The sequence below is a fragment of the Roseovarius sp. genome (assembly GCF_030373445.1).
Taxonomy (GTDB): Bacteria; Pseudomonadota; Alphaproteobacteria; order Rhodobacterales; family Rhodobacteraceae; genus Roseovarius.
On sequence record NZ_JAUCYU010000002.1, the window covers coordinates 90,096 to 111,581 of the forward strand.

Annotated in this window: 22 protein-coding genes and 1 tRNA gene; 9 read left to right on the top strand and 14 right to left on the bottom strand. The window is 67.6% G+C overall.

Going from position 1 to position 21,486, the window contains the following annotated elements; genetic code table 11:
- Positions 1-2 precede the first annotated feature (2 nt).
- The 4 genes from QUV18_RS03925 to QUV18_RS03940 all read right to left on the bottom strand — a co-directional run bounded on the left by QUV18_RS03925 (position 3) and on the right by QUV18_RS03940 (position 3,564).
- Positions 3-584: a hypothetical protein gene (locus QUV18_RS03925; protein ID WP_300892128.1), complete on the bottom strand. Its 582-nt coding sequence runs from the start codon at positions 582-584 to the stop codon at positions 3-5.
- A 138-nt stretch (positions 585-722) separates the two neighbouring features.
- Positions 723-1,913, bottom strand: a complete 1,191-nt coding sequence (kynU, locus tag QUV18_RS03930) for a kynureninase (RefSeq protein WP_300892129.1) — start codon at positions 1,911-1,913, stop codon at positions 723-725.
- Positions 1,913-2,743, bottom strand: coding sequence for a tryptophan 2,3-dioxygenase family protein (locus tag QUV18_RS03935; protein WP_300892130.1), 831 nt, complete (start codon positions 2,741-2,743; stop codon positions 1,913-1,915). Before QUV18_RS03935 ends, kynU begins: the two co-directional genes overlap by 1 nt.
- Positions 2,740-3,564, bottom strand: a complete 825-nt coding sequence (locus QUV18_RS03940) for an alpha/beta hydrolase (RefSeq protein WP_300892131.1) — start codon at positions 3,562-3,564, stop codon at positions 2,740-2,742. The genes QUV18_RS03935 and QUV18_RS03940 overlap by 4 nt, the downstream gene beginning before the upstream one ends.
- A gap of 135 nt (positions 3,565-3,699) precedes the next feature.
- Here QUV18_RS03940 and QUV18_RS03945 point away from each other — a divergent pair, with 135 nt between their 5' ends.
- The 9 genes from QUV18_RS03945 to QUV18_RS03985 are packed head-to-tail and all read left to right on the top strand — an operon-like array spanning position 3,700 to position 12,832.
- Positions 3,700-5,988 (top strand): bifunctional salicylyl-CoA 5-hydroxylase/oxidoreductase, encoded by a 2,289-nt coding sequence (locus QUV18_RS03945; protein ID WP_300892132.1) that lies wholly within the window; start codon positions 3,700-3,702, stop codon positions 5,986-5,988.
- Positions 5,985-6,740 carry an SDR family NAD(P)-dependent oxidoreductase gene (locus tag QUV18_RS03950; protein WP_300892133.1) on the top strand — a complete coding sequence of 252 codons (756 nt, stop codon included), beginning with the start codon at positions 5,985-5,987 and terminating at the stop codon, positions 6,738-6,740. The genes QUV18_RS03945 and QUV18_RS03950 overlap by 4 nt, the downstream gene beginning before the upstream one ends.
- Positions 6,737-7,213: a MarR family transcriptional regulator gene (locus QUV18_RS03955; protein ID WP_300892134.1), complete on the top strand. Its 477-nt coding sequence runs from the start codon at positions 6,737-6,739 to the stop codon at positions 7,211-7,213. Before QUV18_RS03950 ends, QUV18_RS03955 begins: the two co-directional genes overlap by 4 nt.
- Positions 7,203-8,003, top strand: a complete 801-nt coding sequence (locus tag QUV18_RS03960; RefSeq protein WP_300892135.1) for an enoyl-CoA hydratase family protein — start codon at positions 7,203-7,205, stop codon at positions 8,001-8,003. The genes QUV18_RS03955 and QUV18_RS03960 overlap by 11 nt, the downstream gene beginning before the upstream one ends.
- Positions 8,003-9,154 carry an acyl-CoA dehydrogenase family protein gene (locus QUV18_RS03965; protein ID WP_300892136.1) on the top strand — a complete coding sequence of 384 codons (1,152 nt, stop codon included), beginning with the start codon at positions 8,003-8,005 and terminating at the stop codon, positions 9,152-9,154. Before QUV18_RS03960 ends, QUV18_RS03965 begins: the two co-directional genes overlap by 1 nt.
- Before the next feature lie 2 nt (positions 9,155-9,156).
- Positions 9,157-10,779, top strand: a complete 1,623-nt coding sequence (locus tag QUV18_RS03970) for an AMP-binding protein (RefSeq protein ID WP_300892647.1) — start codon at positions 9,157-9,159, stop codon at positions 10,777-10,779.
- Complete coding sequence (locus tag QUV18_RS03975; protein WP_300892137.1) at positions 10,776-11,198, top strand: thioesterase family protein; 423 nt, start codon at positions 10,776-10,778, stop codon at positions 11,196-11,198. Before QUV18_RS03970 ends, QUV18_RS03975 begins: the two co-directional genes overlap by 4 nt.
- Positions 11,195-11,590, top strand: a complete 396-nt coding sequence (locus QUV18_RS03980) for a RidA family protein (RefSeq protein ID WP_300892138.1) — start codon at positions 11,195-11,197, stop codon at positions 11,588-11,590. Before QUV18_RS03975 ends, QUV18_RS03980 begins: the two co-directional genes overlap by 4 nt.
- A gap of 15 nt (positions 11,591-11,605) precedes the next feature.
- On the top strand, positions 11,606-12,832 hold the full coding sequence (locus tag QUV18_RS03985; protein WP_300892139.1) for a flavin-dependent oxidoreductase: 1,227 nt from the start codon (positions 11,606-11,608) through the stop codon (positions 12,830-12,832).
- An 89-nt stretch (positions 12,833-12,921) separates the two neighbouring features.
- Here QUV18_RS03985 and QUV18_RS03990 read toward each other — a convergent pair whose 3' ends face one another.
- The 10 genes from QUV18_RS03990 to QUV18_RS04035 all read right to left on the bottom strand — a co-directional run bounded on the left by QUV18_RS03990 (position 12,922) and on the right by QUV18_RS04035 (position 21,479).
- Positions 12,922-13,404 (bottom strand): GNAT family N-acetyltransferase, encoded by a 483-nt coding sequence (locus QUV18_RS03990; protein WP_300892140.1) that lies wholly within the window; start codon positions 13,402-13,404, stop codon positions 12,922-12,924.
- Between the two features lie 127 nt (positions 13,405-13,531).
- Positions 13,532-13,972, bottom strand: coding sequence for a cupin domain-containing protein (locus tag QUV18_RS03995; RefSeq protein WP_300892141.1), 441 nt, complete (start codon positions 13,970-13,972; stop codon positions 13,532-13,534).
- A gap of 28 nt (positions 13,973-14,000) precedes the next feature.
- Complete coding sequence (locus QUV18_RS04000) at positions 14,001-14,708, bottom strand: ABC transporter ATP-binding protein (RefSeq protein WP_300892142.1); 708 nt, start codon at positions 14,706-14,708, stop codon at positions 14,001-14,003.
- Positions 14,705-15,469, bottom strand: coding sequence for an ABC transporter ATP-binding protein (locus QUV18_RS04005; RefSeq protein ID WP_300892143.1), 765 nt, complete (start codon positions 15,467-15,469; stop codon positions 14,705-14,707). The genes QUV18_RS04000 and QUV18_RS04005 overlap by 4 nt, the downstream gene beginning before the upstream one ends.
- On the bottom strand, positions 15,466-16,446 hold the full coding sequence (locus QUV18_RS04010) for a branched-chain amino acid ABC transporter permease (protein WP_300892144.1): 981 nt from the start codon (positions 16,444-16,446) through the stop codon (positions 15,466-15,468). Before QUV18_RS04010 ends, QUV18_RS04005 begins: the two co-directional genes overlap by 4 nt.
- Positions 16,443-17,369: a branched-chain amino acid ABC transporter permease gene (locus QUV18_RS04015; protein ID WP_300892145.1), complete on the bottom strand. Its 927-nt coding sequence runs from the start codon at positions 17,367-17,369 to the stop codon at positions 16,443-16,445. Before QUV18_RS04015 ends, QUV18_RS04010 begins: the two co-directional genes overlap by 4 nt.
- 62 nt (positions 17,370-17,431) lie before the next feature.
- Positions 17,432-18,586 carry an ABC transporter substrate-binding protein gene (locus QUV18_RS04020; RefSeq protein WP_300892146.1) on the bottom strand — a complete coding sequence of 385 codons (1,155 nt, stop codon included), beginning with the start codon at positions 18,584-18,586 and terminating at the stop codon, positions 17,432-17,434.
- A 303-nt stretch (positions 18,587-18,889) separates the two neighbouring features.
- Positions 18,890-18,964, bottom strand: a tRNA-Glu gene (locus tag QUV18_RS04025).
- Positions 18,965-19,176: 212 nt separating this feature from the next.
- Positions 19,177-20,919, bottom strand: a complete 1,743-nt coding sequence (gene recJ / locus QUV18_RS04030) for a single-stranded-DNA-specific exonuclease RecJ (protein ID WP_300892147.1) — start codon at positions 20,917-20,919, stop codon at positions 19,177-19,179.
- Positions 20,916-21,479 (bottom strand): cysteine hydrolase family protein, encoded by a 564-nt coding sequence (locus QUV18_RS04035; RefSeq protein WP_300892148.1) that lies wholly within the window; start codon positions 21,477-21,479, stop codon positions 20,916-20,918. The genes recJ and QUV18_RS04035 overlap by 4 nt, the downstream gene beginning before the upstream one ends.
- Positions 21,480-21,486 lie beyond the last annotated feature (7 nt).

Sequence of the window (21,486 nt, forward strand, 5' to 3'; positions counted from 1 at the left end):
GCTTACATCAGGGCTTCGGCATCGACGCCGACGGTGAGCGCGCCGATAGGCGTGCCGGTGGCCGGGTCGGTCACGGTCACGGAAATCTGGCCCTGGTAGGTCTGGGTGGACTCGTCGAACTCGACTTCGCTCAGGTGGGTGGCGCCGGCGCCCCTCGCATAGGTCTCGGTAAATTTCGCCTCGTCGCCCTGCCACATGTCGGAGGTCACGGCGGTGGCCGACACGTTGAGCCCGTGGGCATCCATCGTGAACGCCTCGGTGATGACGCCACCGGATTCGTCGACCCGGGCGCGGAGGAAATCGGCGGCGGCGTTGTTCAGGACAGGTTCGATCGCCGGAGCATCGGCCGCACCGACCTGTGCGCGCCATTTCCCGTCCAACGCGTCGATATCGGCCTGGGACAGGCCCGAGCGGCCGGCGTTCTGCTTGTTGATCGCCGCGACCAGGGCCGGATCGTTTGCCCAGGTCGCGATCTGGCTGTCGTAATAGGTTGCCAGGGCCCGGGAGAATTCATCTGCCGCGGCGGGCAGGCCGGCAAGCGACAGGCCCGCCGTGGCGGCGAGGGCGAGGACGTGTTTGTGCATGGAATGCCTCCGTTCATGAGTGGACGTTGAACAGGGCTAGAGAAAATTAGCTTACATGCGGTTAAGGGCGCCCAGCCTGACGGGTCGGGTCAAGAGCAGGGTGCATGGCATTTGACTCGATTTGCGTGCAGATCCCACTCAGGTGACGCGGTTCGCGCGCCGGTAGTCCGGCCTGTCCCACGCCCGCGTTTCGAGGATGTCGGCAAGGATCGCGACGGCGGCGGAGACGTCATTGCTGTCGATATAGAGCGGCGTGAAGCCGAAGCGCATGACATCCGGCGCGCGGAAATCGCCGATGACGCCGCGGGCGATGAGGGCCTGCATGGCGGCATAACCGTGTTCGAAGGCGAAGGAGACCTGGCTGCCCCGGGCCTGGGGGTCGCGCGGGCTGACGAGGCGGAGGGCGGGGCAGGCCGCTTCCACTTGCGTGATGAACTGTTCGCAGAGGGCGACGGAGGCGGCGCGGATGTCGGCCATGTCGACGCCCTCCCACACTTCCAGCGCGGCTTCGAGGGCGGTCATCTGGAGGACCGGGGGCGTGCCGACGCGCATCCGTTCGATGCCGGGCGCGGGTCGGTAGCCCGGTTCGAAGGCGAAGGGCGCGTCGTGGCCCAGCCAGCCGGAGAGGGCAGGTTGCGCCGAGGCGGCGAGGTCGGGGCGGATGTAGATGAAAGCCGGGGCGCCGGGGCCGCCGTTGAGATACTTGTAGGTGCAGCCGACGGCGAAGTCGCAGTTGGAGCCTGCCAGGTCCACCTCGAGCGCGCCGGCGCTGTGGGCGAGATCCCAGATCATGACGGCGCCGGCGGCGTGGGCCTTCGCGGTGATGGCGTGCATGTCGTGGCGGCGGCCGGTGCGGTAGTCGACCTCGGTCAGCATGACGGCTGCGAGGCTGGCGTCGATGGCGTCGGGCACCTCTTCCGGAGCGACGGTGCGCAGCTCGTAGCCTGCGTCCTTGAGCGCGATCAGCCCCTCGGCCATGTAGAGGTCGGTGGGGAAATTGCCGGTATCCGACAGGATCACCCGGCGGTCGGGGCGCATGGCCAGCGCGGCGGAGAGGGCCTGGAAGACCTTGATGGAGAGCGTGTCGCCCATCACGACGGAGCCTTCGGGCGCGCCGATCAGCCGGGCCACGGCGTTGCCCACGCGCACGGGCTGGTCCATCCAGCCGCAGGAATTCCACGCGCGGATAAGCTCCTGCCCCCATTCGCGGGTGACGGCCTCGGCCACGCGGGCGGGGACGTGTCTGGGCAGTGGCCCGAGCGAGTTGCCGTCGAGGTAGATGACGCCGTCGGGCAGGTCGAACAGGTCTTTCCGGGGCAGGGTGGGCATCACAATCCTCCGCGCATGTGCCAGAGTTCGGGGAAGAGCTCGACCTCGAGCATGCGGCGCAGGTAGGCGACGCCGCTGGTGCCGCCGGTGCCGCGTTTGAGGCCGATGACGCGCTCGACCGTGGTCACGTGGTTGAAGCGCCAGCGGCGAAAGTAGTCTTCGAGGTCGACGAGCTTCTCGGCGAGTTGGTAGAGGGTCCAGTGCTTGTCCGGGGCGCGGTAGATGGTGGTCCAGGCGGCGATAACGGCGTCGTCGGCCTCGTGTGGTTCTCGCTGGCGGAAGATCGCGGGGTCGAACCGCTGGCCAAGGTGGTCTTCCAGCAGGTGCAGCGCGACGTGGTAGAGGGTGGGCTTTGCCAGTTCCTCTTCCAGCAGGGCATGCAGGTCGGGGCGGTGCTCGTGGACCTTCATCATCGCGGTGTTGCGGTTGCCGAGCAGGAATTCGATCAGACGGTACTGGAGCGACTGGAAGCCCGAGGACTGCCCAAGGCTTTCGCGGAAGGTGGTGTAATCGCTGGGCGTCATGGTGCGCAGCACGTCCCAGGCGCCGTTCAGTTGCTCGATGATGCGGGCGACGCGGGTGAGCAGCTTGAAAGCCTGTTCGGGCTGACCCTGTTGCAGCAGGTCGCGGGCGGTGCCCAACTCGTGGAGCGCCAGCTTCATCCAGAGTTCCGAGGTCTGGTGCTGGATGATGAAGAGCATCTCGTCATGGGCGTCCGACAGCGGGCGCTGGGCGGCGAGGAGCGTGTCGATGGCAAGGTAGTCACCATAGCTCATGTCGTCCGCGAAGGCCATCCTGGCGCCGTCGTCGGCGGGGTCGTATCCGCTCATCGCAGGATTTCTTTCGTGAGCGGGCTGTCGGGCTTTTCCAGTGCGCCGATGACGGTGAAATGGTTGTGGCCGGGGTCGTAGACGGCGGTGACGTCGGCGCCCTTGAGGGCCCAGACTTCCTCGATCAGGCGGGTCTGGCGGAGGAATTCGGGGCGCTCCTGTGCGCCGACCCAGGCGGTGAGGGGGACGTTCGGCAGCGGGTCGTAGGCGGCGGGGCTTTCGGCGTCGGCCTCCTCGGGGGTGAGGCGGAGGGTGTCGTTCAGCTTGATGCCGACGAGCGGGCCAAGCTGGTGCAGGCCTGAGATGGAGGTGACGCGGGCGAGGCGGGGGACCACCTCGTCGGGCAGCACGCCCCGGCACATCATGCGGGTCACGAGGTGGCCGCCGGCGGAGTGGCCGGCAAGGCGGATCGGGCCGGGGACATGGCCCGAGGCAAAAGTCACGGCGCGGGTGATGCAGGCGGTGATCTCGCTGATCCGGGCCTCGGGAGCGAGGGGGTAGGAGGGCAGGGCGACGGTCCAGCCGTTCGAGAGGCAGCCTTGGGCGAGGTGCGACCAGAAGGACTTGTCGAAGGCGCGCCAGTAGCCGCCATGAACGAAGATCAAGAGGCCGCGGCTCTCGCCCTCGGGGGTGAAGACGTCCAACACCTCGCGCGCGTTTTGCCCGTAGGCCACGTTTTCCTGCAGGCGGCCGGTCCTGGCCATCTCGGCGCGGTAGGCTGCTGCCGCCTCGGCCCATTGGCCGGGCAGGTCGGCGCCGCCGGGGATGTAGGCCATGTTCTCGAACGCGTCGTCCCAGTCGATCATATCGTTCCTCCGCATCATGTCCGTCCTGGTGGACGGGTGCAAATTACCTGCGCGGAGAAATATTTCAAGCTTGAAGGTTTAAGCTTGAAATAAATTCCGGCTGTGCCTATCCTGACCGGGAAACGTCATGCGGGAAAGGGAGGATGTGCCATGCGTGTTGCCTGTCTGGGCGGGGGTCCTGCCGGTCTCTACTTCGCCATTTCCCTGAAGCTGCGCCAGCCGGAGGCCGAGGTGGTGGTCATCGAGCGCAACAAGCCCGATGATACGTTCGGCTGGGGCGTGGTGCTGTCGGACGAGACGCTGGACAACCTGCACCAGAACGATGCCAAGAGCGCCGAGGCGATCCGGGCGCATTTCGCCTATTGGGACGATATCGCCGTGCATTACCGGGGCGAGAAGGTGGTTTCGACCGGGCATGGGTTCTGTGGCATCGGGCGCAAGCAGTTGCTGCTGCTGTTGCAGGAGCGGGCGCGGGAGCTGGGCGTCGAGCTGCGGTTCGAGACGGAAGTGGAGAGTGCCTCGGCCTATGCCCGAGATTTTGACCTCGTGGTCGCCTGCGACGGGCTGAACTCCAAAACCCGGACCGAGTTTGCCGATACGTTCAAACCGGATATCGAGCCGCGCGCCTGCAAGTTCGTCTGGCTGGGGACAGAGCAGAAGTTCGACGACGCCTTCACCTTCATCTTCGAGGAGACCGAGAAGGGCTGGGTCTGGGCCCATGCCTACCAGTTCGACGAGGACACGGCGACTTTCATCGTCGAGACCGACGAGGCGACGTGGGAGGCCTATGGTTTCGGAAACATGAATCAGGAGGAGAGTATCGCGGTCTGCGAGGAGATCTTCCGCGATTACCTCGACGGGCACAGTCTGATGACGAATGCCAAGCATATCCGCGGCTCGGCCTGGCTGAACTTTCCCCGGGTGCTCTGCGAGAAATGGTATCACGAGAATATCGTGCTGATGGGTGATGCCTCGGCCACGGCGCATTTCTCGATCGGGTCGGGCACGAAGCTGGCGGTGGAAAGTGCCATCGCGCTGGCCGAGTACCTGACGACGAAGCCGACGATGGAGGCCGCCTTCGAGGCCTACCAGGACGAGCGGCGGCTGGAAGTGCTGCGGCTGCAATCGGCGGCGCGGAATTCGCTGGAGTGGTTCGAGGAGGTGCATCGGTACCTGCACCTTGACCCGGTACAGTTTAACTATTCCCTGCTGACCCGGTCGCAGCGGATCAGCCACGAGAACCTGCGCCTGCGGGATGCCAAGTGGCTGGAAGGGGCCGAGAAGTGGTTCCAGACCCGCGCGGGAGGGCCGGAGAGCCCGGTGCGGTCGCCGATGTTCGCGCCTTACAAGCTGCGGGAGATGGCGCTCAAGAACCGGATCGTGGTGTCGCCGATGGCGCAGTACAAGGCGGTGGATGGCTGCCCGACCGACTGGCACCTCGTGCACCTGGGCGAGCGGGCCAAGGGCGGGGCCGGGCTGGTTTATACAGAGATGACCTGTGTCAGCCCCGAGGGGCGGATCACGCCGGGCTGTCCGGGGCTTTATGCGCCGGAGCATGAGGCGGCGTGGCGCCGGGTTGTCGATTTCGTGCATGGCGAGACGGACGCGAAGATCTGCTGCCAGATCGGCCATTCCGGGCGCAAGGGGTCGACGCAGGTTGGCTGGGAGGAGATGGACGCGCCTTTGGCCGAGGGGAATTGGGAGACGATGTCGGCCTCGGCGATTGCGTGGTCGGACCGGAACGCCGTGCCGCGGGAGATGACGCGGGAGGATATGGACCGGGTCAGGGACGAGTTCGTGGCGGCGGCGGAGATGGCCGAACGGGCGGGGTTCGACATGATCGAGCTTCACGCGGCGCATGGGTACCTGATTTCGTCCTTCATCTCGCCGGTGTCTAATGTGCGGCAGGATGAGTATGGCGGAAGCCTCGAGAACCGGCTGCGCTATCCCTTGGAAGTCTTCGAGGCGATGCGGGCGGTTTGGCCCGAGGAGAGGCCCATGGCCGTCAGGATTTCCGCCAATGACTGGGTCGGCGACGATGGCGTGACGCCGGAAGAGGCGGTGGAGATCGCCAGGGCGTTCCATGGGGCCGGGGCCGATATCATCGACGTGTCGGCCGGTCAGACCAGCACGCAGGCGAAGCCCGTCTATGGCCGGATGTTCCAGACGCCCTTCTCGGACCGGATCCGCAACGAGACCGGGATCGCGACCATGGCGGTGGGCAATATCTACGAGGCGGACCATGCCAATTCGATCCTGATGGCGGGGCGGGCGGATCTGGTGTGCTTGGCGCGGCCGCACCTGGCGGATCCCTACTGGACGCTGCATGCGGGCGCCGCGATTGGCGACCGGCACGCGGAATGGCCGCTGCCCTACGAGGCGGGGCGGGACCAGCTGTGGCGTCTGTCCGACCGCGAGGCCGAGGCGGTGCGGGTATGAGCGTGGCCGGTCAACACGTGGTGATCACCGGAGGCGGCTCGGGCGTGGGGGCCGAGATGGCCCGCGTCTTTGCCGGCGAGGGGGCGAAGGTGACGATCCTCGGGCGGAGTTACGCGCCGTTGAAGGAGGTGGCGGAGGAGACCGGGGCGCTGCCGCTGGCGGCGGATGTGACGAGCCGGGAGAGTCTTGATGCGGCATTGGGACAGGCGCGGGAGGTGAACGGGCCGGTGGCCATTGCCATCGCCAATGCGGGCGCCGCGCCGTCGGCGCCGTTCCGGAAGGTGAGCGCGGAGGATTTTCGCGCCTCGCTGGCGGTGAACCTCGAAGGGGTGTTCCACCTCTGGCAGGCCTGTCACGAGGAGATGGCGGCGGCGGGCTGGGGGCGGCTGATTGCCATTGCCTCGACCGCCGGGCTGAAGGGCTATCCTTACGTCTCGCCCTATTGTGCGTCGAAGCACGGGGTGGTGGGCCTGACCCGGGCGCTGGCGCAGGAGCTGGGGCGGACGGGGATCACCGTCAACGCCATCTGCCCCGGGTTCATCGACACGCCGCTTCTGGCGAAATCCATCGACGCCATCACCGCCAAGACCGGCAAGACGGAGAACGAGGCGCGCGCCCAGCTTTGCGCGGGCAACCCGCAGAAACGGTTCGTGGAAACGGGCGAAGTGGCGGGCACGGCGTTGTGGCTGTGCTCGGACGCCGCCGCCGCGGTCAGCGGGCATGCGCTGGCCCTTTCGGGAGGAGAGATATGAACAAGATCAAGGAAAGCCCGGCACCGTCGCCCGCGTCGAAGGAAAGCCTGCGGCTGTGGCTGCGTATCCTGAAGGTCCAGCGCATGGTCGAGGCGGAGTTGCGTGAGCGGTTGCGTGTCGAGTTCGACACCACGCTGCCGCGGTTCGACGTGATGTCGGCGCTCTACCGTTACCGCGACGGCATGAAGATGAGCGAGCTGTCGCGGGCGCTGAAAGTGTCGAACGGCAACGTGACCGGCATCGTCGACCGGCTGGCCGAGGACGGGCTGGCGCTGCGGGTGCCGGTGCCGGGCGACCGGCGCGCCGCGATGGTGCGGCTGACCAAGCGCGGCATCGAGACGTTCGAGGCGCAGGCGGCCGCGCACGAGGTCTGGGTGCACGAGGCGCTTGGCGGGCTGGAAGGCGAGGAGAGCGCGATGGTGGCCCGGATGCTCGACCATGCTTTGACGGAAGGAGACGACGATGCGGAGTGACGTGCAGCATTTCCAGTGCAGTATCGAGAACGGCATCGCGCGCGTGGCGCTGGACCGGCCGGAGCGGAAGAACCCGCTGACCTTCGACAGCTATGCCGAGCTGCGCGACTGGTTCCGCGACCTGCATTACGCCGATGATGTGAATGCGGTGGTGTTCGCGGGGAGCGGCGGGAATTTCTCCTCGGGCGGCGATGTGCACGAGATCATCGGGCCGCTGACCAGGATGAACATGAAGGAGCTGATGCGGTTCACCCGGATGACCGGGGACCTTGTGAAGGCGATGGTGAATTGCGGCAAGCCGGTGATCTCGGCGGTGGATGGTATCTGTGCCGGGGCGGGGGCGATCATCGCCATGGCCTCGGACCTGCGGATTGCCACGCCGGAGGCGAAGACGGCGTTCCTGTTCACCCGCGTGGGGCTTGCGGGGTGCGACATGGGGGCCTGTGCGATCCTGCCCCGGATCATCGGGCAGGGCCGGGCGGCGGAGCTGCTCTATACCGGCCGGGCGATGAGCGCCGAGGAGGGGGAGCGTTGGGGGTTCTATAACCGGCTGGTGCCTCGGGAGGAGCTCGAGGCCGAGGCGATGGAGATGGCCTGCCGCATCGCGGCCGGGCCGAACTTCGCCCATATGATGACCAAGACGATGCTGGCGCAGGAATGGTCGATGTCGATCGAGCAGGCCATCGAGGCGGAAGCGCAGGCGCAGGCGATCTGCATGCAGACCGGGGATTTCACGCGGGCGTTCAACGCGTTCGTGGCCAAGGAAAAACCGGTCTTCGAGGGGGATTGATGGCTGACAGGAGCTATCTCGACTGGCCGTTCTTCGAGCCGCATCACAAGGCCCATGCCGATGCGCTGGCCGGGTGGTGCGGATCGCTGGAGGTCGACCATTCCGACACCGATGCCGCCTGCCGCAAGCTGGTGGCCGATCTCGGGGCCGATGGCTGGCTGAAACCCACTGCCAGCGTCGATGGCAGCCCGCTCGACGTGCGCACGCTGGCGCTGTCGCGGGAGACGCTGGCGCGGCATGACGGGTTGGCGGATTTCGCCTTCGCCATGCAAGGCCTCGGCACCGGGGCCATTTCACTTTTCGGCTCGGACGCGCAGAAACAGGCCTGGCTACCACTCACGACCGCCGGACAGGCGATTTCGGCCTTTGCGTTGACCGAGCCTCAGTCGGGCTCTGACGTGGCGGCATCGACGATGACCGCCACGAAGGACGGCGGGGATTTCATCCTCAACGGAGAGAAGACGTGGATCTCGAATGGCGGGATCGCGGATCTCTACACCGTCTTTGCCCGGACGGGGGAAGCGCCGGGGGCCCGCGGGCTCTCGGCCTTTCTTGTCACGCCGGACATGCCCGGGTTCGAGGTGGCGGAGCGGTTGCAGGTGATCGCGCCGCACCCGCTGGCGCGGTTGCGGTTCAACGATGTGCGCGTGCCCGCGGCGAACATGATCGGCGCGCCGGGGCAGGGGTTCAAGGTGGCGATGGCGGTGCTGGACGTGTTCCGCACAACCGTGGCCGCCGCCGCGCTGGGCTTTGCCCGGCGGGCGCTGGACGAGGCGGTGGCGCGGGTGACCGACCGGCATATTCAAGGCGCGCCGCTTAGCGACTTGCAGATGGTGCAGGGGCATATCGCCGACATGGCGCTCGACGTGGATGCCAGCGCTCTGCTGGTCTATCGCGCGGCCTGGACGAAGGACAGCGGCGCGCCGCGGGTGAGCCGCGAGGCGGCGATGGCGAAGCTGTTTTCCACCGAGCAGGCGCAGAGCGTCATCGACCGGGCCGTGCAGCTTCATGGCGGCGACGGCGTGCGCAGTGGCCAGGCGGTGGAGGCGCTTTACCGCGATATCCGGGCGCTGCGGATCTACGAGGGCGCCTCGGACGTGCAGCGCGTGATCATCGCGCGCGCCACATTGGATCAACTGAAAGGGAAATGACGATGCTTGGCCCATCTGCTCATGTCGACACTTTCACCCGTGACAACCTTCCGCCCGAGGAAATGCAGCCCGATTTCCTGCTGGACGGGTTCGAGTACCCCGAGCGGCTGAATGTCGGGGTGGAACTGACCGACCGCATGGTCGAGCGTGGCATGGGCGACCGCACCGCGCTGATCGGCAACGGGCGGCGGCGGACCTACAAGGAGCTCAGCGACTGGACCAACCGGCTGGCGCATGTGTTGGTCGAGGACCTGAAGGTGAAGCCCGGCAACCGCGTCCTGATCCGGTCGGCCAACAACCCGGCGATGGTGGCGGCGTGGCTGGCGGCGACCAAGGCGGGGGCGGTGGTGGTCAACACCATGCCGATGCTGCGGGCGGGGGAGCTGGCGAAGATCGTCGACAAGGCCGAGATCACCCATGCGCTGTGCGACACGCGGCTGATGGACGAGATGGTGACCTGTGCGAAGGGGTCGAAATTCCTGAAGTCGGTGGTGGGGTTCGACGGGACGTCGAACCACGATGCGGAGCTGGACCGGCTGGCGCTGGAGAAGCCGGTGACGTTCGAGGCCGTGGACACGGGCCGTGATGACGTGGCGCTTCTGGGCTTCACCTCCGGCACGACGGGTAATCCGAAGGCCACGATGCATTTCCATCGCGACCTGCTGATCATCGCGGATGGCTATGCGAAAGAGGTGCTGAACGTGGTGCCCGACGACATCTTCATCGGCTCGCCGCCGCTGGCCTTTACCTTTGGGCTTGGGGGGCTGGCGGTGTTCCCGCTGCGCTTCGGGGCGACGGCGACGTTGCTGGAAACGGCTTCGCCGCCCAACATGATCGAGATCATCGAGAAGTACCGGGCCACGGTCTGTTTCACCGCGCCCACCGCCTATCGCGCCATGCTGCGGGCGATGGAGGAGGGGGCGGACCTGTCGAGCCTGCGCGCCGCCGTCTCGGCGGGCGAGACCCTGCCGGGGCCGGTCTATGACGAGTGGATGAAGAAGACCGGCAAGCCCATGCTCGACGGGATCGGGGCGACCGAGATGCTGCATATCTTCATCACCAACCGCTTCGACGATCACCGGCCCGCCTGTACCGGGCGGCCGGTGACGGGCTACGAGGTGAGGATCGTGGACAATGACGGGCGCGACGTACCGGTGGGCGAGCCCGGGCGGCTGGCGGTAAGGGGGCCGACGGGCTGCCGCTACCTCGCCGATGACCGGCAGGCGGAATACGTGCAGGACGGCTGGAACATCACCGGCGATACCTTCGTGGTGGACGAGGGCGGCTATTTGCATTTTGCCGCGCGGAACGACGACATGATCGTCTCGTCCGGCTACAACATCGCCGGGCCCGAGGTTGAGGCGGCGCTTCTGTCGCACGAGGCGGTGGTGGAATGCGCCGTGGTGGGTGCGCCCGATGACGAGCGCGGCGCCATCGTCGAGGCGCATGTGGTGCTGGCCGAGGGCTATGAGGGTGACGCGCTGATGATCAAGACGCTGCAGGATCACGTGAAGAGTACGATCGCGCCTTACAAGTATCCGCGCTCGGTCAAGTTCCGCGCGGAGCTGCCCAAGACCCAGACCGGCAAGATCCAGCGGTTCCGGCTGCGGGAGGGCGCGGCATGAGCGCGCCGGCCTGCGCATTTCGCCGGGACGCGAAGGTGATGTTCAAGCATTGCGACCCGGCGGAGCTGGTGTTCTTCCCGCGGTTCTTCGAATTGATGAACGACCTGGTGGAGGAGTTCTTCGACGCCATCGGCTACCCGTTCGAGGCGTTCCACCGGGAGGGCGCGATCCCCACGGTGCAGGTCGAGGCCGGGTTCCCGAAGCCCAGCCGGTATGGCGACCGGCTGCAGTTCTCGCTGTGGATCGAGACGATCGGACGGACGAGCAGCACCATCCGCATCCTGACGGAGAGCGATGGCGAGACGCGGATGAGCTATCGCGCGACGATGGTGCTGGTGGGCGATGACGGGCGGCCCAAGGGGTTTCCCGACGCCCTGAGACAGGCAATGATGCCCTACATGGAAAGCGAGGACGCATGACACACCAGGTGATCTCTCCCGAGGGTTGGGCGCCGGCCAAGGGCTATGCCAACGGCATCCTGACCAAGGACGGCACGCTTTATGTCGGCGGCCAGATCGGCTGGACCGCCGAGCAGGTGTTCGAGAGCCACGATTTCATCGGCCAGATGGAGCAGGCCTTGCGGAATATCCTTGCGATTCTCGAGGCGGCGGGGGGCGCGGCGGAAGACCTGACGCGGCTGACGTGGTATGTCACCGACAAGCAGGAATACCTGGCCCGCCAGCGCGAGGTGGGCGAGGTCTATCGTCGGGTGCTGGGCCGGCATTTCCCGGCGATGACCATGGTGGTGGTCGCCGGCCTTGTCGAGGACGAGGCGCTGGTGGAGATCGAGGCGACGGCGGTGATCGGCTGACAGGGGGACGGGTTCATGAAGGTTCTGATCGCGGGCGGAGGAATTGGCGGGCTGACGCTGGCGCTGATGTTGCATGAGCGGGGGATTGCGGCGCAGGTGTTCGAGCAGTCAGCGCAGGTGCGCGAGCTCGGCGTGGGGATCAACACGCTGCCGCATGCGATTGCCGAGCTGGAGCGGCTAGGGCTGTTGCCGGCGCTCGATGCGGCGGCGATCCGGACGCGGCGGCTGATCTACAAGACGGGGCAGGGGCTCGATATCGTGGCACAGCCGCGGGGGCTTTGGGCCGGGCTCGACGCGCCGCAGTTTTCCATTCACCGGGGGCGGTTGCAGAAGCTCATCCATGACGCGGTGCTGGAGCGGCTGGGCGAGGGCGGTGTGCAATGCGACCGGCGGCTGGTGTCGTTCGAGGATACCGGGGAGGGTGTGAGCGCGGTGTTCGAGGCGCGTGACGGCACGCGGTACGAGGAGAGCGGCGATGTGCTGATCGGGGCCGATGGCATCCATTCCACCGTGCGGGCGCAGTATTACCCCGACCAGGGGCCGCCCTCGTGGAACGGCGTGCTGATGTGGCGGGGGGCGGCGTGGTGGCCGCAGTTCCTCGATGGTGCCTCGATGATCGTGGCGGGCGGGTTCCGGCACAAGCTGGTGCTCTATCCCATCGCGCATGACCCCGACCGGCCCGGCGAGGCGCTGACCAACTGGGTGGTGTGCTCGAAGCTGGGCGATGCGGACACGCCCATTCCGGGGCGGGACGACTGGTCGCGCAAGGCCTCCGCCGAGGAGGCGCTGGAGATGGCCGAGGGGCACCTGAGCGTGCCGGAGATGGATATCCGCGAGCTGATCCGCGCGACGGAGGAGATCTTCGTCTACCCGATGTGCGACCGTGACCCGCTGCCGCGCTGGACGCATGGAAGGGTGACGCTTTTGGGGGATGCGGCGCATCCGATGTACCCGGTGGGGTCGAACGGGGCGAGCCAAGCGATCCTGGATGCCCGCGACTTGTCCGACCGGCTGGCGGAGGGGGGCGACCCGGCGGCGGCGCTGGAGGCCTATGACGCGGTGCGCCGCCCGGCGACGGCGGCGATCGTGGCGGCGAACCGCAAGGGCGGGCCGGAAGGGGTGATCGACTTCGTCGAGGACCGCGCGCCGGAGGGGTACGAGGACGTGCACGACGTGGCGACCGAGGCGGAACTTCGGGCCATCGTGGGGGATTACGAGGTTTTGCAGGTGGCGGGTCGGTAGAAGCCAGGTGCCCCGGAATTTGCGCAAAATCCGGGTAAGAAAATGCGCATTTTCTTACCCGTTTTCCGCGCGGAAAACGGCCCCGTCCTTCAGCCGGTCTCCAACCTGTACTTCAGAAATTCACAGCCGTCGTGGTCAACCCGCCCGACATACCGCGCCCCCAGCCGTTCCAGCGGTCGCAGGTTCCGGCGGGACGGCGGCAGCAGGAAGGTCACGTAGGGAATGCGGGTATCCGAACGGGCAAACTCCAGAGCCTGGCGGGTGATGGCCATGCCGAGGCCGAACCGCTCCGGCGTCAGGACCAGCCCGAAATCCCACTCCTCGCCTTCCTTTTGGAACCCGCCCCAGCCGGCATAGGCGCCGTCGGCGAGGATGGCCCAGTGGCCCAGCCCGTCACGCTGCCAGCAGGCTTCCTTGGCGGCGATGAAATCCGTCACGGTGTCGCGTGTCCAGCCGCCCTTGAGCAGCGGCATGTGCCGGGCGGTCACCGGGTGGGACATGTGCGCGAGGATCGCCTCGGGGGCGATGTCGGGCAGGCGGGTGAAGGTGAGGGCGGGGCGCGGGCGGGTCATGACCGGCATACGCCCTGGTTGTCGTGGCACTTGCAAGCGTTCGCCGCTTCACCATCGCGTGTGGCAATGGGGCCGGGCCCCGGCCCCGGGGCGACCGGGGCCGGGCGGTTCGGGATACCTGTGCCGCCTATTCAGGCGGGGGCAGGAAATCGACCTCGTGCTCGGCCGAGATGCGCACCAGCTCCTCGGGGTCGGTCACGCCGTCGAGCTTGCCGAAGAGCTCGAACAATTTCCGAGAGGGCGCCACGCCGAAGAGGCAGGTGGCCGTCTTGCCGGACCGGTTGAAGATCCCGTGCGCCAGCCCCATCGGCATGCGGATCGTGTCGCCCGCGCGGCCGACATGTTTCTCGTCGCCGAACTCGACCTCCAGCTCGCCTTCGAGCATGCAGATCCATTCGTCCTGCGTGGGGTGGATGTGCGGCGGCACGAAGGTGCCGTCGGGAATGTCGGCATGCCAGATGAAGGCGTTCTCGGAATGCAGTTTCGGCGTGTAGGTATGGCCGACAACGTTCCATGCAAGGCCGTCGAGCCCGTCTTTCTCAGGCGTTATTCCGGGGGTCAGTGTCATCTTTCGGGTCTCCCTCATTGGCTCCGGATCAAAGATGCAGGTGGCGTTCGAGCGTGGCGGTGATGGTGCTGCCCGCTTCGGCGGCGGTGACGGTGGTGACGATCTCGCCCTTCTCGATCACGTAGTGGCGGTCGGCGAGGCCGGCGAGCGCGCCGACGTTCTTGTCGATGAGCAGGATGGCCTCGCCTTCGGCCTTCAGCGTGGCAAGGCGGGTCCAGATTTCCTCGCGGATCAGGGGGGCGAGGCCCTCGGTGGCCTCGTCGAGGATCAGCAGGCGCGGGTTGGTCATCAGCGCGCGGGCGATGGCGACCATCTGTTGCTCGCCGCCGGAAAGCTGGGCGCCAAGGTGGGTGCGGCGTTCCTTGAGGCGGGGGAAGAAGTCGTAGACCGAGGTCAGATCCCACCGGGTGCGGCCGTCGGGCATCTTGGCGGCGGCGAGGAGGTTTTCCTCGACCGTGAGGGTGGGGAAGACCTGCCGGCCTTCCGGCACGAGGCCCACGCCCGCGCGGCCGATGGCATAGGGCGGCTGGCCGGCGTAGTTCTTGCCGTCGACCTGCACCTCGCCCGACCATGGCTTGATCAGGCCCATGATGGCGCGCACCGTGGTGGTCTTGCCCATGCCGTTACGGCCCAGCAGGGTGACGACCTCGCCCTCGCCGATCTCGAGATCGATGCCGAAGAGCACCTGGGCCGAGCCGTAGCCGGCGGTGATGTTCGTCAGCGACAGCAGGCTCATGCCGCGCCCTCCGCATGGTCTTCGCCGAGATAGGCGGCGCGGGCCTTGGGGTCGGCGCGCACCTCGTCGGGGGTGCCGGTCGCGACGATGGCACCGGCGACCAGCACCGAGACCCGGTCGGCAAGGCGGAAGACGGCCTCCATGTCATGCTCGATCAGCAGCATGGGATAGGTCGCCTTCAGCTCCAGCAGCGTGTCTGTCAGGCTTTCGCTTTCCGCGCGGCCCATGCCCGCCATCGGCTCGTCGAGCAGGAGCGCGCGGGGCTTCCCGGCGATGGCGATGGCCAGTTCCAGCATCCGTTTCTCGCCGTAGGAGAGGGCGCCCGCCATGGCGGCGGCGCGAGGGGCGAGGCCGATGCGGTCGAGCGCCGTCATGGCGGCGGCGTTCAGCGCCTCTTCGCGGTCGGCGCGCCGGAAGAACCGCATGCTGGAGCCCGCGCGCATCTGGGCGGCGAGGGCCACGTTTTCCAGCACGGTGAAGTCCGGCAGGATCGAGGTGATCTGGAAGGACCGGCCGAGGCCGGCCACGGCGCGCTCGTGCTGCTTCTGTCCGGTGACGTCGCGGCCTTCGAAGGCGATCCGGCCCGCGTCGGGTTGCAGGAGGCCGGAGACCTGGTGGATCAGCGTCGACTTGCCCGCGCCGTTGGGGCCGATCAGAGCGTGGCATTCGCCGGGGTGCAGGTCGAGGTCGACCTTGTCGGTCACGACCAGCGCGCCGAAGGCCTTTTGCAGGCCCTTGAGTTGGAGGACGGCTTCGGTCATCGGGGCCCCCTGACGCGGTCGAGCAGGCCGACGAGACCGCCGCGGGCATAGAGCGCGATCAGCACCAGAAGGGGCCCGAAGATGAGCCGCCAGTCATGGGTGATCGACGACAGCGTTTCCTCGATCAGGATGAAGAAGAGCGCGCCGAGAAGCGCCCCGTTGCGGGTGGCCATGCCGCCGAGCACCACCATGACGATCAGGTCGCCCGAACGCTGCCATGCCCCCAGCGAGGGCGAGATGAAGGCGGCGTGGGTGGCCCAGAGCACGCCCGCGATGGCGGCGATCACGCCGGCGATGACATAGGCCGTCAGGCGGTAGCGGAACACAGAGTAGCCCATCGAGGCGACGCGGGTGGGATTCTGGCGGGCGGCGCGCAGGACGCGGCCGAAGCGGGCCCCGGTGATGCGGTGGACCAGCGCCCAGGTGGCCAGCAGCACGGCGAAGACGGTGACATAGACGCCCATGTCGGAGCCGAGCCAGCTTGTGCCGAGGAAGTCGGGCCCGGACCACAGCGTCAGCCCGTCATCGGCGCCGTACTGCGCCAGCGAGCCCAGGGCGAAGTAGATCATCTGCCCGAAGGCGAGCGTGATCATGATGAAGGAGACGCCCGAGGTGCGCAGGCAGATGGCCCCGCTTATCAGGGCAAAGAGCCCCGCCGCGGCGATGGCCACGGGCAGGATCAGGGCCATCTCGTAGACCCCTTCGGTGATCATGATCCCGCAGGCATAGGCGCCGATGGCGACGAAGGCGGAATGGCCGAAGCTGACCATGCCGCCCTGGCCCATCAGCAGGTCGAGCGAGATGGCGACGATGGCGAGGATCATGGCGCGCACCGCCAGCGAGGTGAGCCACGCGCCGCCCCAGGCCTCGGCCAGCACAGGGATGAGTGCCAGCGCGGCGAAGATCACGCTGGCGACGATCAGCGGCGCGCGGGGGGTGGCGGCGACGGGGGCTTGCATGTGGGCCTGGTCGGTCATCGTGCCACCTTGGGGGCAAAGAGGCCCTCAGGCCGCCAGAAGAGCACCAGCGCCATCAGCACGTAGATCAGCATCGAGGCGATGGCCGGGCCGATCTGGTTGGCCGAAGACGGGTCCATGACGAGGCGCAGCCCGTCGGTGACGAGCGTGCGGCCCAGCGTGTCGACCAGCCCCACCAGCAGGGCCGCGACGAACGCCCCGCGGATGGAGCCCGCGCCGCCGATGATGATGACCACGAAGGCCACAATCAGGAGGTTGTCGCCCATCCCCGGCTCGACCGAGTAGAGGGGGGCGGCCATGACGCCCGCGAACCCGGCAAGCATGGCGCCGAAGCCGAAGACGATCAGGAACAGCCGGCGCACGTTGACACCCAGGGCCGAGACCATGTCTGGGTTTGTGGCGCCCGCGCGGATCAGCATGCCGACGCGCGTGCGGGTGATCACCAGCCAGAGGCCGAGCGCCACCAGCAGGCCGGCCACAATGAGCGCGACGCGGTAGGCCGGGTAGAGCAGACCGTCGACCAGCGTGAAGGAGAAGTCGAGAAAGGCGGGCGGCGGCACCGAAAGGGAGGCCGGGCCGAACAGCACCTTCATCAGCTGGTTGAGGAACAGGATGACCCCGAAGGTGGCCAGTACCTGGGAAAGGTGGTCGCGGTCATACAAGTGTCGGAAGACGAGGAATTCCAGCACCAGCCCCAGCAGGAGCGCCAGCGGCAGGGCCAGCACCAGCGCGGCCATGAAGCTGCCCGTCAGACCGTAGAGGTAGACGGCGAGGTAGGCGCCCAGCATGTACTGCACCCCGTGGGCGAGGTTGATGAAGCCCATCACCCCGAAGACAAGCGTCAGGCCGGCCGCGATCAGGAACAGGATCACGCCAAGCTGCAGCCCGTTCAGGAGCTGGATCAGGATCAGGATCGAGGACATGGGAGGCCTTTACCGCCGGAGCCGCGAATGGCAGGGCCGGTGACCGGCCCCGCCGCATCGGCTTACATGCTGCATTCTTCGGCGAAGCTGTCGCCGTAGTTCTCGAACACCAGTTCGCCCGTCGCGGTGGCCCACTGGCCGTCTTCCCGCTCTTCCACCGAGAGCTGGTAGAAGTTCTGGGTCGGGTAGTGGTTGGTGTTGAAGGCGAATTCGCCGCGCAGCGAGGTGAAATCGGCCGCCTCCATCGCGGCGCGCACGGCGTCCTTGTCGGAGAGGTCGCCACCCACGGCCGCGACCGCGCTGTCGATCAGCAGGGCCGCATCATAGGCCTGCATGGCATAGCCGCCGGGCACGTAGCCGTATTTCTCTTCGAAGGCGGCGACGAATTTCTGGCTGGCCTCGTTGTCGGCATCGGGTGCCCAGTTGCCGGCGGCGATGAAGCCCTCGGCGGCTTCTTTCTGGGCGGGCAGGGTGGTCTCATCCGTGGTGAAGACCGACATGAACTGGACCTTGTCGGCAAGGCCCGCGTCGCGGAACTGGCGGACGAAGCGCACGCCCATGCCGCCCGGGGTGAAGGCGAAGACGGCGTCGGCCTCCGACGTGGCGATGCGGGCGATCTCGGCCGAGTAGTCCTGGTGGCCGAGGGGCACGTAGACCTCGTCGACGATCTCGCCTTCATAGTGCATCTGGAAGCCTTCCATGTTGTCGCGGCCGGCCTGGTAGTTCGGTGCGATCATGAAGACCTTCTCGTACCCCGCCTTCTGGGCGTGGGCGCCCATCACCTCGGCGTTCTGGTTGTTCTGGTAGGAGGTGACGAAGAAGTAGGGGTTGCAGTTGCGCCCGGCAAAGGTCGAGGGGCCGGCGTTGGGGCTGATCAGGAAGGTTTCCGACTCGATCACCGGCTTGAAGATCGCCTGCAGCATGTTCGAGAAGATCGTGCCGACGACGAAATCGACCTCTTCCTGGACCATGCCGTTGGCCTTCGACAGCGCGACCTCGGGCTTCAGTTCGTCATCCTCGACGATGAGCGTCGCCTCCTCGCCGCCGAGCTTGCCGCCGAGGTCGTCGAGCGCGAGCTGGAAGCCGTCGACGGCCTGCTGGCCGAGCGCCGCGGGCGGGCCGGAAAGGGTGACGATCATGCCGACCTCGATCTCGGCCGAGGCGGTGGTGCCAAGGCCCAGAAGACCGGCGGCGAGGGTTGTGCCAAGTTTTTTCATCCGTACTTCTCCCTGTTCGCGCGTTTTTGCGCGTATTTTTCCAGTCCGCATAGGCGTGCCGGGCGAAGCGGGCGTCACGGGCGGCGGTCCTGCGGCTGGCTGGTTCCCAACTCTGAGCAGGACGCCCCGCTGCCGTTAACGCCTCATTGGCCGGGCCGGGGACCTGGGGGAAGGATAGGCCGGAGAGGGATGATATTTCAAGCTTGAAATTTCAAGCCTGAAGTAAGTGGTTGCAGGACATGCGGAAAGGGCGGGCAACCGATGGCCGGGGCGCGGAGGTTAACGAAGCGTGAAAGGGAGGGGTGGCAGCCCGTAGGGGAATCGAACCCCTCTTTCCAGGTTGAAAACCTGGCGTCCTAACCGATAGACGAACGGGCCATGCCTTGGCGTGAGGCGTTTCCTATGAAAAAGCCGGTCCCTGCGCAAGAGGCAAAATGCAAATTTTTCGCCTGTCGTGCGGTTGTTGATGTCCCTTGGTGGCGAACGCCGCGTCAGGTTTGGCGGAGGCGGGTTAAGGCCGGGTGAATTGCCCGTGTCGTGGCGATGGGGAAGGGGGTGGTGCCGGGTTGGCTCGGCACGATTCGGGCGGCTCAGCCGGCGCGGGCCGCGTCCTCGAGGCGAAGCTGTACGGTCTGGCGCCCGCCCCAGGTGTTGAGGTCGAGCCGGCCGGCGAGGTGGAAGCGTGCGCCGCCGTGCTCTTCCAGCGTGGCGCCGATCTCGGTGTCGTAGGCGCCGAAGGCGATGGCGTCGAGCTTGGGGCCCGTGCCGTCGCCGAAGCGCAGCTTGAGGTGGTTTGCGCCCACCCGCTTGGCAAAGCCGATCTGCATGTCGGGGAAGGCATAGCGCGGCCCCGGCGCGCCCGCGCCGAAGGGGCCGGCGGTTTCGATCTGGGTGACCAGTTCGGGCGTGGCGGCGCCTGGCATCAGGAGGCCGTCGAGGGCGAGGTCGCGGGGGCCGGCGGTGCCGGCGCCCTGCCGTTCCAGCAGCTCGGAGAGGCGCTCCATCGCCGCCTCGAGCTTGTCGCGGGCCACGGTGAGGCCCGCGGCCATGCGGTGGCCGCCGCCCTTGATGAGGAGGCCTTCCGCCGCCAGCCGGTGGATCGCTGCGCCAAGATCGACGCCCGAGATGGAGCGGCCCGAGCCCTTGCCCTCGTCGCCTTCGAAGCCGATGACGATGGCGGGGCGGTTGGTGGCCTCCTTGAGGCGGGAGGCGACGATGCCGACGACGCCGGGGTGCCAGCCGTCCTTGGCGGCCCAGACCAGCGGCGCGTCGAGCCCGCGCGCCTCGGCCTGTTCGAGGGCGGCGTCGCGCACCGCGGTCTCGATCTCGCGCCGCTCGGTGTTGAGCTGGTCGAGGCGGTCGGCCATGGCTTTCGCCTCGTGCGGGTTGTCGCAGGCCAGCAGGCGGGCGCCGAGGTCGGCCTTGCCGATCCGGCCGCCGGCGTTGACGCGGGGGCCGAGGACGAAGCCGAGATGGTAGGAGGTGGGCGCGCTGTCGAGGCGGGAAACGTCCGAGAGCGCGACGAGGCCGGGGCGGTGGCGGCCGGCCATGACCTTGAGGCCCTGCTGCACGAAGGCGCGGTTCACGCCCTTGAGCGGGGCCACGTCGGCCACGGTGGCGAGTGCCACGAGGTCGAGCATGGCCATCAGGTCGGGGCCCTTTCGGCCGGCTTCGCGCAATTGGCGCCCGGCCTCGACCAGCATGAGGAACACCACGGCGGCGGCGCAGAGATGGCCGAGATCGCCCGGCTCGTCCTGCCGGTTGGGGTTCACCACGGCCAGCGCGTCGGGCAGGGTTTCGCCGCCCAGGTGGTGGTCGAGGATGATGACGTCGGCGCCCTTGGCCGCGGCGACGGCATCGTGGCTGAGCGTGCCGCAGTCGACGCAGACGATGAGGTCATGCGCGGCGGCAAGCTCGGCCATGGCGGGCTCGTTGGGGCCGTACCCTTCGTCGATGCGGTCGGGGATGTAGAGCGTGGCGGCTAGGCTCATCTGGCGCAGCCAGTCGATCAGCAGCGCGGCGGAGGCGCCGCCGTCGACATCGTAATCGGCGAAGATGGCGATGCGGCCCTTCCGGTTGACCTCTTCGAGGAAGCGGGCCGCGGCCTTCTCCATGTCCTTGAGGCGGCGGGGGTCGGGGAGGAGGTCGCGCAGCTTCGGCTCGAGGTAGCCGGCGCAGGCCTCGGGCGCGACGCCGAGGCGGGCGAGCGTCTGGCAGAGGGCGCGGGGCAGGGCGGCGGATTGCACCAGCGCCTCGGCCAGCCGGTCGGTTTCCGGCGTGGGGCCAACCCAGCGGCGGCCGGTGAGGGAGCTTTCGACGCCGAGGAAGCTCATGACCGGCCTTGCAGGATGTCGGCGGCGGTGCGGGCGGTGGCGAACTCGCCGTGGAGGTGGGAGATGGCGGATTGATGGATGGCCTCGGCGGTCATCGGCGCAAGGCCCGCCTGCCAGCCCGTGTCGGCATTGGCAGTGAAGCTGGCGCAGGCGTCGTGGGCGAGGGTGACGGTGAAGCCCAGGTTGGTGGCCATGCGCACGGTGGTGGAAACGCAATGCGGCGTGGTGAGGCCGCAGATCACGAGGTCGGTGATTTCGCGCTCGCGCAGGTGCGCTTCGAGCGTGGTGCCGATGAAGGCGGCATTGACGGATTTCTCGAAGACCGGATCGCCCGGGCGCGGTATGACCTGCGGCTTGAAGGCGGTGCCGCCGGTCCTGGGCCCAAGCGGGCTGTTCGGTTCAGCGCTGACATGGAGGACGTGGCAGACGGGGTCGCCCGCCTTCCGCCACGCCGAGAGCAGCGCGCCGGCGGTGTCTTCGGCACCGGGGTTGTTGCGCTCGCCCCATGCCGGGTGGTCGAACCCCGTCTGGATATCGATCAGGATCAGCGCCGCCGGCATGGCCCGG

Coding starts and splice junctions, on each gene's coding strand:
- QUV18_RS03925 (WP_300892128.1), bottom strand. CDS start 584: ATGCACAAACACGTCCTCGCCCTCGCCGCCACGGCGGGCCTGTCGCTT.
- kynU (WP_300892129.1), bottom strand. CDS start 1,913: ATGCCCACCCTGCCCCGGAAAGACCTGTTCGACCTGCCCGACGGCGTC.
- QUV18_RS03935 (WP_300892130.1), bottom strand. CDS start 2,743: ATGAGCGGATACGACCCCGCCGACGACGGCGCCAGGATGGCCTTCGCG.
- QUV18_RS03940 (WP_300892131.1), bottom strand. CDS start 3,564: ATGCGGAGGAACGATATGATCGACTGGGACGACGCGTTCGAGAACATG.
- QUV18_RS03945 (WP_300892132.1), top strand. CDS start 3,700: ATGCGTGTTGCCTGTCTGGGCGGGGGTCCTGCCGGTCTCTACTTCGCC.
- QUV18_RS03950 (WP_300892133.1), top strand. CDS start 5,985: ATGAGCGTGGCCGGTCAACACGTGGTGATCACCGGAGGCGGCTCGGGC.
- QUV18_RS03955 (WP_300892134.1), top strand. CDS start 6,737: ATGAACAAGATCAAGGAAAGCCCGGCACCGTCGCCCGCGTCGAAGGAA.
- QUV18_RS03960 (WP_300892135.1), top strand. CDS start 7,203: ATGCGGAGTGACGTGCAGCATTTCCAGTGCAGTATCGAGAACGGCATC.
- QUV18_RS03965 (WP_300892136.1), top strand. CDS start 8,003: ATGGCTGACAGGAGCTATCTCGACTGGCCGTTCTTCGAGCCGCATCAC.
- QUV18_RS03970 (WP_300892647.1), top strand. CDS start 9,157: ATGCTTGGCCCATCTGCTCATGTCGACACTTTCACCCGTGACAACCTT.
- QUV18_RS03975 (WP_300892137.1), top strand. CDS start 10,776: ATGAGCGCGCCGGCCTGCGCATTTCGCCGGGACGCGAAGGTGATGTTC.
- QUV18_RS03980 (WP_300892138.1), top strand. CDS start 11,195: ATGACACACCAGGTGATCTCTCCCGAGGGTTGGGCGCCGGCCAAGGGC.
- QUV18_RS03985 (WP_300892139.1), top strand. CDS start 11,606: ATGAAGGTTCTGATCGCGGGCGGAGGAATTGGCGGGCTGACGCTGGCG.
- QUV18_RS03990 (WP_300892140.1), bottom strand. CDS start 13,404: ATGACCCGCCCGCGCCCCGCCCTCACCTTCACCCGCCTGCCCGACATC.
- QUV18_RS03995 (WP_300892141.1), bottom strand. CDS start 13,972: ATGACACTGACCCCCGGAATAACGCCTGAGAAAGACGGGCTCGACGGC.
- QUV18_RS04000 (WP_300892142.1), bottom strand. CDS start 14,708: ATGAGCCTGCTGTCGCTGACGAACATCACCGCCGGCTACGGCTCGGCC.
- QUV18_RS04005 (WP_300892143.1), bottom strand. CDS start 15,469: ATGACCGAAGCCGTCCTCCAACTCAAGGGCCTGCAAAAGGCCTTCGGC.
- QUV18_RS04010 (WP_300892144.1), bottom strand. CDS start 16,446: ATGACCGACCAGGCCCACATGCAAGCCCCCGTCGCCGCCACCCCCCGC.
- QUV18_RS04015 (WP_300892145.1), bottom strand. CDS start 17,369: ATGTCCTCGATCCTGATCCTGATCCAGCTCCTGAACGGGCTGCAGCTT.
- QUV18_RS04020 (WP_300892146.1), bottom strand. CDS start 18,586: ATGAAAAAACTTGGCACAACCCTCGCCGCCGGTCTTCTGGGCCTTGGC.
- recJ (WP_300892147.1), bottom strand. CDS start 20,919: ATGAGCTTCCTCGGCGTCGAAAGCTCCCTCACCGGCCGCCGCTGGGTT.
- QUV18_RS04035 (WP_300892148.1), bottom strand. CDS start 21,479: ATGCCGGCGGCGCTGATCCTGATCGATATCCAGACGGGGTTCGACCAC.